The organism is Streptococcus ratti FA-1 = DSM 20564 (genome assembly GCF_000286075.1).
GTDB classification, from domain to species: domain Bacteria; phylum Bacillota; class Bacilli; order Lactobacillales; family Streptococcaceae; genus Streptococcus; species Streptococcus ratti.
On the sequence record NZ_AJTZ01000004.1, the window covers coordinates 52108 to 64115 of the forward strand.

Below are 12008 nucleotides of genomic sequence, written 5' to 3' on the forward strand. Positions count from 1 at the left end.
GATTATTTCCCTGTAAAGTAGGCTACTGCACTTTCAAATAATTTCTGGTCTTTGTTTCCTGGGATGTTTTGGAAGAGACCATTTTCATAACGTTCTGAGTGTCCCATTTTACCGATGATTTGACCATTCTTGCTTGTAATACCCTCAATCGCATTAACAGAGCCGTTTGGATTGTACTTAGAATCCATACTTGGTTTACCATCAAAGTCAACATATTGGCTGAAGATTTGTCCATTATCACGAAGTTCTGCAAATTCTTCATCTGTTACGACGAATTTACCTTCACCATGTGATACTGGAATGGCATGAACGTCACCCACTTCAACACCTGCAAGCCAAGGTGAATTTGTATTGGCAATACGTGTTTCAACTATTTTCGCCACGTGTTGGTTAGCATCATTGTAGAAAAGAGTTGGGCTTGTTTCAGTCGCATCTTCAAAGTTACCGTATGGAAGCAGACCTGATTTCACAAGCGCTTGGAATCCATTACAGATACCGATGATAAGACCACCTTTTTCAATAAAGCTGTCAATAGCTGCGCGGACTTTTTGGTTCAACAAGATGTTGACAATGAATTTAGCCGAACCGTCTGGTTCATCAGCAGCTGAGAAACCACCTGCAAAGAAGATAATATTAGCTTTACTGATATTGTCAACCATTGTGTCAACAGATGCTTCAATAGCCGCTTCATCAAGTGTCACAAATGGTACCAAGTTAACTTTTGCTCCAGCCTGTTCAAAGGCTTTGGCTGAATCGTACTCTGAGTTTGTACCAGGGAAAACCGGAATGTAAACCAATGGTTCAGCAACTTTTTCACTTGCTTTAATCACTGCATCTGAAGCAACTGCTGGAACATCTTCAAGTTTAGTGCTTTGTTCAAATTCAGTTGGGTAAACATCTTCGAGTTTGCCTTCAAAGGCTGATAAAAGTTTATTTCCTGAAAGGTTGACACCGTTGACAGCAAGTGTAAAGTCCGCTACTGTCTGACCTATTTTAAGTGCGCCAGCAAGGTCTTCGTTAGATGTAAAGACAAATCCACCAAGTTGTGCTGTCAAGCTTCTGTCAAGATCAGCTATTCTCACATCAGCACCGATACGATTGCCGAAGCTCATAAGAGCAAGACTTTCGATAAGACCACCATATTTAACAGCTGAAGCTGATGTGATATGGTGTGTCTTTTGAATCGCTTCAAATTTAGCAAAGTTAGCTTTAATCAAATCAAAATCAATGTCTTGTGAAATAGCTTGCCCTGGAATGTAGTAAATGTATTCACCAGCTGTTTTAAATTCTGGCGAAAGAACTTTACAACTATCTGCTGTTGTCACACCAAAAGCAACCAAGGTTGGCGGTACTGTCAATTCTTCAAATGTACCAGACATTGAGTCTTTACCACCGATTGATGGCAAACCAAGTTGTAATTGCGCTTCGATTGACCCAAGAAGGGCTGACACTGGTTGTCCAAAGCGTTCAGCTTGTTTATCCATACGTTGGAAATATTCTTGATAAGAGAAGCGTGCTTTAGACCAATTCGCACCTATTGCCACCAAACGAGCTGTTGCTTCGATAACAGCGTAAGCTGCACCATGATATGGTGACCATTCAGCAATATAAGGGTTGAACCCTTGTGCCATAACTGACGCTGTTGTTGTTACACCGTTTTGAACAGGAAGTTTTTGAACAGAACTTTCTGTTGGCGTGATTTGATAACGACCACCAATCGGATGGTTAACCGTTGAACGACCAACAGAGCTATCAAAAATCGTTTGTAAACCTTTTTGACTGGCATGGTTAAGGTCAGAAAGAACATTTACAGTATCAGATTCAAGTGTCGCAGCTGAAGTTGTACGTTGTTCTGGCATGTCAACTTGACTGTCAACAACATTAGCATCAACCACCACGCGCACACCGTTTGTATCAAGGAAACGACGTTCAATATCAACGATTGTTTGACCATTCCAAGTCATAACAAGATTTGGTTTTTCAGTAACTGTGGCAACCACTACCGCGTCAATATTTTCTTTATGACATTCTGCAATAAAGCTATCCACATCTTTCGGACGAACCACAACTGACATCCGTTCTTGTGATTCAGAAATAGCAATTTCAGTTCCGTTAAGTCCTTGGTATTTCAAAGGCACTTTGTTAAGGTCAATTTCAAGACCGTCAGCTAATTCACCGATTGCCACACAGACACCACCAGCACCAAAGTCATTGGATTTTTTGATGAGACGAGTCACATTACCATTGCGGAAAAGACGTTGAATTTTACGTTCTTCAATGGCATTCCCTTTTTGTACTTCTGCACCAGCTGTTTCAACAGATTCAACCGTTTGAACTTTAGATGAACCAGTTGCACCACCGACACCGTCACGACCAGTTTTACCACCGAGAAGAATAACCACATCACCAGCTTCTGGTTTCTCACGAACAACATTTCCCTTAGGAGCTGCACCGACAACGGCACCGAGTTCCATACGTTTAGCGACGAATCCTGGGTGGAAATATTCTTTAACATAAGTTGTGGCAAGACCAATTTGGTTACCATATGAAGAATAACCATGTGCCGCTGTTTTAGAAATCACTTGTTGTGGCAATTTACCAAGACGTGTTGCTGAAATTGGTCTTGTAATATCACCAGCACCTGAAATACGCATGGCTTGGTAAACATAAGAACGTCCTGACAATGGGTCGCGGATTGCGCCTCCGATACAGGTTGCGGCACCACCAAAGGGTTCAATTTCCGTCGGGTGATTGTGTGTTTCATTCTTGAACATCAAAAGCCATGGTTCTTTAACACCGTTCACATCAACTTCAATTTCAACAGAACATGCGTTAATTTCGTCTGACACTTCCATATCGTCCAAGCGACCATTCGCACGTTCATAACGACCAAAGATTGTCGCCATGTCCATCAATGTTTGTGGCTTTTCAGAACGTCCAAGTTCATCACGCATAGCAATATATTTATCATAAGTTGCCTGTAATTGTTTTTGGAATTTAGACGCTGAGAAATCAATATGTTTAAGCTCTGTTTCGAAAGTTGTGTGGCGGCAGTGGTCTGACCAATAAGTATCCAAAACTTTCAATTCTGTTTCCGTTGGCACGCGCCCAATTGATTTGAAGTACTCTTGGATAAAGACAAGGTCATCAACTTCCATGGCCAAACCTTGCTCAGCTTTATAATCAGCAAATTCAGCCGCTGTATAAGTCTTGAAGAAATCAAGATTTGGAATCGTTTTATCTGATTCTGAGAATGCTTGTGGCGCAATGCCTGTCGTAATATCTTTAAAACGAGAATCTACTGGATTAAGAAGATAATTCTTAACCGCATCAAGTTCAGCAGTATCAATATCCTTGTTAACAAGATAAAGTTGAGCCGTATTAACTGTTACATCATTACTGCTACCAAGAAGAAGCAAAGCTTCTTGTGAGGACGCTGCACGCTGGTCAAATTGACCTGGAAGTGATTCAATAGCAAAGAAAGCAGAAGTATCCAGAGCTACAGCCACTTGCTCCTCAGTTAAAATATCATCAGTCACCTGTTCTGAAAAAAGGTGCTTCTCAGCTCTGTCAAAGAGCTCCTCAGATAAATTAAAAACATCGTAAACCTGTACAATCCGCAAATCTGACAGTGTTTTTAGCTGCAAATTATGGCTCAGCTCCTTGGCCAAAGATTCTGATTTAACGCGAAATGCTGCTTTTTTCTCAACAAAAATACGTTTATCCATACTTTTTTCCTACTTGATTCCCTTCAATCTCTCTAAAACGACCGTATAGACATCTGTCAGCTCACCCAGCCCGCGGCGGAAGACATCTTTATCCATATGATGTCCTTGTGCATCCCAAAGACGGCAGTTATCTGGCGAAAACTCATCTGCCAAGATAATTTTGCCATCCTTGTCCTTACCAAATTCCAATTTAAAATCAATCAATTTAAGACCAATTTGGCTGAACCAATCTTTCAAAAGTTCATTAATACGACGTGTTTCTGCTTTGATATAGGCAATATCTTCATCATTTGCAATACCAAGGAATTTTACGTGTTCATCATTGATAAACGGATCATCCAAATCATCATTTTTGTAGTAAAATTCAACGATTGGCGTATCTAATTTAAGCCCTTCCTCAACACCAAAGCGTTTGGAAAAAGAGCCCGCTGTATAGTTACGAAGTACCACTTCAAGCGGAATAATAGCAACTTTTTTATTTAGCTGTTTTGTATCTGAAATTTTCTCAATAAAGTGTGTTGCAATTCCTGCCGCATTTAATTTTTCAAAAATTAAAGACGAAATCTGATTATTTAACTGCCCCTTGCCCGCGATCTGCTCCTTTTTAACGCCGTTAAAAGCAGTCGCTTGATCCTTGTACTGTGCAATAATCACATTTTCGTCTTCTGTTGCAAAAATATCCTTAGCCTTACCCGAATAAATAAGTTCTCTGGTCATTAAATTGTTCGCCTTTCATATATTCTACTTTAAATTTTAACACACAGATTTCTATAATTCAAGATTTAACAAACTTTGTTACAGAACAAAAATAAAATCGTTCGTTATTTGCGAACGATTTTATTTTAAAGCCTTTGTTCCAGATAATCTGTCAATTCTCCCACAGTCTGGATATCTTCCACATCTTCATCAGAAATATCAAGATTAAATTCATCTTCTAAAGTAATGATAAACTCCACGAGAGCAATCGAATCCATCCCTAGGTCGTCATGAAAAACGGTTTCTTTGCCTACCTTTAATCTTTCATCGTGCAGCTGTTGCTTAATCAAAGCAGAAAGCCTTGCAAAAATCTCACCATTAGTCATGCTAATCCCCCTTTTTAGAAAATTCTCCTACTAATTGACCGACAACATCAGTCTCAAGCATCGTACGTATTTGCTTTATCGTGTAATAAACAGACTTGGCATCACTCGATCCATGACACTTAACAACTGGTGCTTTAAGCCCAAAAAGCACTGCGCCGCCGGCACCTGAATAATCTAAATTATCTTTCAAATCATAAAGACTGTTTTTTAGTAAAAGGGCTCCCAATTTTGCTCTGACTCCTCCCTTTTTAATGGAAGTTTTCAACTGTCCCATAATACCAAGTGCCGTTCCTTCGATAGCCTTCAAGACTGCGTTTCCCGTGAAACCATCAGCGACAACCACATCGGCAACACCATTCATCAAATCACGCGCTTCAACATTGCCGATAAAATGAAGAGACTGATCAGCTGATAAGAGTTCAAAAGCTTCCTTACGCAGCGAGTCTCCCTTGGTTGATTCAGTTCCATTATTGAGCAGACCAATACGCGGTTGAGCAATACCGCGGACATTTTGAGCATAAAAAGAACCCAAAATAGCATACTGATACAGATGGCGGGCCGTATTTTCAGCATTAGCTCCCAAATCAAGCATGTCAAATCCCTGACCGTTAACCGTCGGCAGAGTTGACATCAACCCCGGACGGTCAATATTTTTAATGCGGCCGACAACAAAAAGACCGGCTGCCAGCAGAGCTCCTGTATTTCCCGCAGAAAGCACAGCGTCGGCTTTACCATCTTTAACCGCCTGCGCTCCTAAAATCATAGAAGCCTGCTTTTTCTTGCGGACAGCCTTGGCTGGCTCATCATCTGAATTAATTTTTTCATCGGTATGAACAATCGTAACCCGTTCATTTGCCTGAAGATAGGGCCTAATCTTAGCTTCATCTCCATAGAGCTGAATTTCAATATCAGGAAACTCTGCCAAAGCCTGATTAACCCCTTCAATAATAGCCTGAGGTGCGTTGTCTCCCCCCATAGCATCAACTGCAATTTTTTTCATTTTTCTTTCCTTTTTTACAATTATCCTTAATTATACCACGAACAAAAGGTCTTTAAACGTTACAAAAAAATAACAAATAGACCTAAGTTACACAAGCTGCAGATTAGAACATAACATATTCATTCCCTAATCCTTTTTCATGACACTACCCCATTTGTCCAGGTCATCAATGAATTTTTTACTTTTTAGATGAAGGCCCACATAATCTTCATAAAGCGCATCAATGAAGGTTCGAAGCTTTCTCTTCATTTCTGATTTTACAGAAATAGTCTTTAAATCCTCGAAACGAAGAGACTGAAAACGATCCAATAAATAAGGCACATTAGGATCCAAGTGACTGCGATGCTCATCTTTTTCATAATGTTCCGGACACAGCAATCCAGAATAACGGTGAGAAAAGTCAAAAGCCAAACCCACACGGTGGCAAATACAGCATTCATGAAAATTGAGCTGAACGCCAAAACGTTCCAAAATCTGAATTTCAAAGATATTCGTCAGGATTTCATAATCAAGACCCTCATCCATTAACTCCAATGTTTTAACCAGAAAGGCAAAAAGACTGGCATCAAAGCTGGCATCTGGAAGGGCAGCATCTGTCAAAGCCACAAGGTAGCTAGCATAGGCCAATTTATAAATATCGGCATTAATTTCCTTAAAAAGAGAAACTTCCTTATAATCCTCTATATAAGAAAGTCCTGTATCGTTAATCTTTAAGATGAAATCAGCCACAGTCAGCGGCTGAATAACCGAGGACAGCTTTGAATTGCCGGCATGGCGCACAAAAAACATATGCTTGCCTGAACTTTCCGTAAAAATTTTGACTAGTTTATCGTCCTCACGGAAAGGGCGGTTGTAAAGCACTAAACCTCTGGTTTCCTTAGTCTGCATACTGCTCCATAAATTCTTTCAAGCGTTCCATTGCTTCCTTAATCGTTTCCATACTTGCTGCATAAGAAATTCTAATATAGCCTTCTCCGTATTTACCAAAAGCAACACCTGGAATGAAGGCTACAGCCTTTTCTCTAGCAAAATCCTGCAAAAATTTAAAGGAATCCTGATTCTTTTCAGCAGGGATTTTAGCGAAAATATAAAAAGCTCCGTCCGGTTTAATAATTTTAAAGCCCATATCTTCCATTTTTTCAATGATATAATCCCTGCGCTTGATGTATTCTGCCTTCATTGGCAAAGCATCATCTTTACCATTTACCAAAGCTTCAATGGCTGCATATTGCACATTGGTAGTTGCCGCAGTTACCAAATACTGATGGCTCTTAATCAATTGCGCCGTTAAAAGAGCGGGGGCAAAAAGCAAGCCTAAGCGCCAGCCCGTCATAGCATGTGACTTTGACAAACCAGATATAAGGATCGTCTGTTCCGGCAGGTATTCTGCAATCGAAACATGACTTTCTTCAGTATAGGTTAATTCCGCATAAACCTCATCACTGATGACAAAAATATCGTATTTTTTAAGAACAGCAGCCAAATCCTTTATTTGCTGGCGCGAATACGTAACGCCTGTCGGATTAGTAGGATAGTTAAGAATAACTGCTTTTAGCGCTGCTCCTTCATCTACGATGGCCTTTTCAAGCATTTCAGGGGTCAGCACAAAGTCGTTGGCTCTCGTATCAATTTCAACGATATCTCCTCCGACCAAATTAACAATAGGCTCATAGCCAGGATAAGCAGGGGCTGGCAAAAGAACTTTATCCCCAGGTTCTATAATAGCCGTTAAGGTGGCTGAGAGAGCTTCAGTGGCACCGATGGTAACTAAAATTTCATTATCTGGATTGTAGTTTAGATGATATTTTTCACTGACAAAAGCACTGGCTGCCTGCCTCAGCTCCAAGAGTCCAGCCATACCGGTGTAATGACTTTTATCAGCATCAATCGCCTTTTTGGCAGCTTCCTTGATATGTTCTGGTGTTGCAAAATCCGGTTCTCCCAAAGTTAATTTTAAAATTCCCGGAATATCTGAAATTGATTGATCAAACTGGCGAATCATAGAGACTTCGATTCGGTCTAAATTCTTATTAAAACGTTTACTCAAATCCATAAAACACCTCTTACAACTATATTATCATTATTATACACCAAAAAATCTGCTTTTTCACCCCATAAAAAAATCGCTGAACAGCGATTTTCTTTTATTGTGGAAAAGTAAACTCAAATAAAGGCGAGAGCGGTCGTTTTTCGTGCACACGAATAATGGCTTCTGAAATTAAATCAGCAATCGAAATTTGCTCAATCTTATCGATCAAACGTTCTTGCGGTAAATCAATAGTATCCAAAACAACCAGTTTTTCAATGGCAGAATTCTGAATATTATCCAAAGCAGGACCTGACAGCACAGGATGGGTGCAGGAAGCATAAACAGCTGTTGCACCGGCTGCAGCAAGAGCATCGGCAGCATGGGCAATCGTTCCTGCTGTATCAATCATATCATCAATTAAAATACAGGTTTTCCCGGAAACATGCCCAATAATATTCATAACTTCACTGGTATTCATTTTATTGACATTTCGCCGCTTATCAATAATAGCAATCGGCGTTTGGAGGAACTGAGCCAGTTTGCGGGCTCGCGTAACACCGCCATGGTCAGGACTGACGACAACATAGTCACTGCCGCACATGCCGCGGCGGACAAAATAATCAGCAATCAAAGGCGCTCCCATCAAGTGGTCAACAGGTATATCAAAGAATCCTTGGATTTGTGCTGCATGCAAGTCTACAGTCAAAAGACGGTCAACACCTGCTACTGCAAGCATATTGGCAACTAATTTGGAGGTAATTGGTTCACGGGCACGTGCTTTTCGGTCTTGGCGGGCATAGCCATAGTAAGGCATGACAACACTGATTGTTTCAGCACTGGCACGTTTAAGAGCATCAACCATAATTAAAATTTCCATTAAATGATAATTGACCGGTGAGCTGGTTGACTGCAAAATAAAAACATGTTTCCCACGAATGGATTCTTCGATATTAACCTGAATTTCTCCATCAGAAAATTGACGGACCGTTGATTTCCCAAGACTGATTCCGATAGTTTTGGCTACTTTTTCTGCTAATTCTTTGTTTGAAGACAGAGCAAACAATTTTAAATTAGAATACGACATAATTCCTCCAAAGTTTTAATCCCTTACCATTTTATCGTTTTTAGGGTAATTTTTCAATTAGATTTACGAGGATATTTTTAGAAAAAATAAAAAGATAAGACGTATCTTATCTTTTTTACACAACTTTTTAGTTTGGATAGATGTAGCTTACACTTCCTGGATTGAACCATCCACGGTAGTTACCGATAGATTGGTTACCATTATAATTAGCTTCTTGAACTTGAATTTGACCGCCTTGAACACCTGTAACATAAGCCACGTGTCCATAGCCGCCATCGTTCCATACTGCTACAGCACCAGCTGTAGGTGTAGAACCAACTCTGTATCCGGCTGCTGCTGCACTGGCTGCCCATTGGCCGCCATTACCCCAGTAGTTGCCAACCCAAGGAGCTAATGATTTAACACCCCAAGTACATTGACCAACTGGATATGTATTTGCAGAAGAAGTATTGGATGACGCTGTTGTTGTGGATGCTGCTGCCGTACTTGCAGTTGACTGCTGTGTCTGCGCTGCACTTTGCTGTCCTGCATTATTATTAGTAGCTGCTGCTTGTGTAGTAGATTCACTTGCTTGTGCTGCTGGAGCAGTTTGCTCTTGTGTTTGCTGTGCTTGTGAAGATTGTTCTTGATTAACAGCTTGTTCTTGATTGTTGGTTTGAGAATTGGCATCAGCAGCTGGCTGTGCTTCTTGGTTTTGTTGATTAGTCGCTGCTTGCTGCTGTGCTTGCGCAGCCTGTTCTTGTAAAGCTTTAGCTTCAGCCGCTGCTTTAGCTTCGGCTGCTGCTTGTGCTGCTGCTGCCTGACGAGCTGCCTCTTCAGCTGCTGCTTTTTGAGCAACCAAGGTAGCTTTTTGATTTTGTGCAGTTGATAATTCAGCTTGCAAGTTTAATTGTGCTGCTTCCAATTGTGCTTTTTGTGTTGTTAAAGCATTTGTATTTTGAGTAATTGTTGCTTGGTTAGCTGCAACAGTGTTAATCGCTGCTTGATTTTCCTGTTGTTTTTGTTCAACAGCTGCTTTATCTTGCTCTTGCTGTTTAAGCATTTTTTTATTTGCTGAAACAACTTCACGGATAGCTGAAACGCGGTTAATAGCATCAGAAACTGATTTTGAATTAACAATAGCGTTGATATAGCTTGCAGCTGCATTACTCTTTTGGGCGCTGCGAGCTTGTTTTTTCAAAGATTCATTGCGAGCAACAATCTTATTTGAAAGGGTTTGAATTTCTTTCCCTAAAACAACAGATTGAGCTTCAAGTTTTTGGTTTTCAGCTTGCAGTTGTGCCTGCTGTGTCTGCAAAGCACTGACTTGTCCCTGAATAGTATTAACTTGTGTCTGAGCTGCCTGCTGTTGAGCAGTCAAATTATTAATTTTAGCATCTTGCGACGCGATTTGTGAATCAAAATCATCAGCACTCACAGATGACAGTACTGTCGCAGAACTAAGTGTTACACCACTAACTAAAACTGCAGATAAAATTCTTTTTTTCATTACAAATATAACTCCTTTTTCGATAAGACTTTATCATTATATCAAAAAAAGCCGTTTTATATATTACGGCATTATTACATTTTTATTTAAAAAGCTTTAACGACGCCTTTCAAGATAGATCTTCTCTAATAATTTTTGCAGTAAAAGAAAGGCAAGCGTATTGAAAATCAATGACGGTGCTAAATTATAAGTGATAAAATCATTTAAAGGATAGGCTGTTAACTGATAAAAATAGGCTATGGCAATACTAGTAAAATCAAGAAAGAAAAGCAAGATAAAGAAAACCAGGAAACGTGAAAGGGGCCGTTCGCTGCTGACATGCTTCCAGATTTTAATCATGACGACCGCTATCAGCGGAAACAGCAGTGTCATGATGCCAAAATTATAGATTCCCAAATAGTAAAAATCATAGATAATCCCTAAAAGAAAAGCCAAGATAAAAACAAAATAAGGATTAAAAATAATTGTGTAAAATAAGAAAAGAAGAATTAAAAGATGACTGGAAACAATAAACTGATTGTGGAAGAGAATCCGCAACAATAGCGACAAATGCCCGTCCAAAAGCAAGAGAAGGAAAGCTAACAAAACAGCAAAAGGTTTATTTTTAAAGACAGACATGTTAATCACCTACCAAGGTTACATGAGAAATATCTGACAAATCAATCGCTGGTTTGACAATGATTTTTCGCGAAAGATTGTTAGAATTATCTTCTTCAGAGACAACTTTACCAACAGAAATTCCTTCCGTACTCTGACCGTCCAAACCGCTGGTTGTAACAGCATCACCCTTTTGAACTTTGAGAGAGGAGGTCAGCTGTGTAATTTCAAAAGTTCTGGATTCAATATCATAATGCGTTAAAATACCAAAAACATCACCCTTTTTAGCGGTAATTTTAACAGGAATTTCATCCATATTTTTAGTATTAGAAAGTAACTTTACAGAACTTGAACCGGCGGTTGTTTGAGCAACTTTTCCGACTAAACTGCCATTGGAAAGAACCAGCATATTTTTAGTAACCCCATCTTTTTCTCCTAAATCTATAGTTAGAACATCGAGCCAAGAGACAGGTGAGCGAACGATAACTTTGGAAGACAAAACTGTTTGATCAGGAAAAGATTCCTTAATTTTTAGAGTTTTCCGAAGAGCTGTATTTTCTTCTTTTAGTTTTTCTATTTCGCTTTGCTGCCCTTCGAATTGTTCCACTTTGCGCTTTAATGATTTATTTTCCGAATTTGTCTTAAACAACTGTTTGGTGCCATCAATCAATTGAAATGGTAAATTCAAAATTTCATCAACACTGGAAACCGCGGTATTAACTGGCTTAGACACTGATTTTATAACAATGGAATCTTGAAAAATAAAAAAAAGTCCTATTGCAATTGCCAGCAATGCCGTAACAACAAAAACAATAAAACGTGATAATCTCATTTTTTTCATTTTAACCACCCGCACACAAGCTATAAATAAAACGAGATATCAACAGATAATCTCGTTTAACTACGGAGAATGGGGGATTCGAACCCCCGCGCCAGTTTCCCGACCTAACGATTTAGCAAACCGTCCTCTTCAGCCTCTTGAGTAATTCTCCAAATATG

Annotated in this window: 10 protein-coding genes and 1 tRNA gene; all 11 read right to left on the reverse strand. The window is 39.7% G+C overall.

The genetic code is table 11. The annotated features are described in order from the left end of the window. Positions 1-2: 2 nt before the first annotated feature. The 11 genes from SRA_RS01900 to SRA_RS01950 all read right to left on the reverse strand — a co-directional run bounded on the left by SRA_RS01900 (position 3) and on the right by SRA_RS01950 (position 12001). Positions 3-3728 carry a phosphoribosylformylglycinamidine synthase gene (locus SRA_RS01900; protein WP_003086982.1) on the reverse strand — a complete coding sequence of 1242 codons (3726 nt, stop codon included), beginning with the start codon at positions 3726-3728 and terminating at the stop codon, positions 3-5. Positions 3729-3737: 9 nt separating this feature from the next. After that, entirely contained in the window at positions 3738-4445 is a 708-nt protein-coding gene (purC, locus tag SRA_RS01905) for a phosphoribosylaminoimidazolesuccinocarboxamide synthase (RefSeq protein WP_003086984.1), read from the reverse strand. 125 nt (positions 4446-4570) lie between these two features. Next, the gene (locus SRA_RS01910; protein WP_003086986.1) at positions 4571-4810 is read right to left on the reverse strand and encodes an acyl carrier protein; all 240 of its coding nucleotides are present in this window, start codon (positions 4808-4810) and stop codon (positions 4571-4573) included. Between the two features lies 1 nt (position 4811). Beyond that, the gene (plsX, locus tag SRA_RS01915; protein ID WP_003086987.1) at positions 4812-5810 is read right to left on the reverse strand and encodes a phosphate acyltransferase PlsX; all 999 of its coding nucleotides are present in this window, start codon (positions 5808-5810) and stop codon (positions 4812-4814) included. Positions 5811-5936: 126 nt separating this feature from the next. After that, positions 5937-6698 (reverse strand): DNA repair protein RecO, encoded by a 762-nt coding sequence (gene recO, locus SRA_RS01920; RefSeq protein ID WP_003086997.1) that lies wholly within the window; start codon positions 6696-6698, stop codon positions 5937-5939. After that, positions 6688-7863 (reverse strand): pyridoxal phosphate-dependent aminotransferase, encoded by a 1176-nt coding sequence (locus SRA_RS01925; RefSeq protein WP_003086998.1) that lies wholly within the window; start codon positions 7861-7863, stop codon positions 6688-6690. The genes recO and SRA_RS01925 overlap by 11 nt, the downstream gene beginning before the upstream one ends. 91 nt (positions 7864-7954) lie before the next feature. Continuing rightward, positions 7955-8923, reverse strand: coding sequence for a ribose-phosphate diphosphokinase (locus SRA_RS01930; protein WP_003087001.1), 969 nt, complete (start codon positions 8921-8923; stop codon positions 7955-7957). 127 nt (positions 8924-9050) lie between these two features. Then, complete coding sequence (locus tag SRA_RS01935) at positions 9051-10412, reverse strand: CHAP domain-containing protein (RefSeq protein WP_003087004.1); 1362 nt, start codon at positions 10410-10412, stop codon at positions 9051-9053. Between the two features lie 96 nt (positions 10413-10508). Then, a complete protein-coding gene (gene mreD, locus SRA_RS01940; protein WP_003087007.1) occupies positions 10509-11030 on the reverse strand; it encodes a rod shape-determining protein MreD in 522 nt (173 codons plus the stop codon). Position 11031: 1 nt separating this feature from the next. Then, positions 11032-11850, reverse strand: coding sequence for a rod shape-determining protein MreC (gene mreC, locus SRA_RS01945; RefSeq protein WP_003087008.1), 819 nt, complete (start codon positions 11848-11850; stop codon positions 11032-11034). Between the two features lie 63 nt (positions 11851-11913). Continuing rightward, a tRNA-Ser gene (locus SRA_RS01950) sits at positions 11914-12001 on the reverse strand. Positions 12002-12008: the final 7 nt, after the last annotated feature.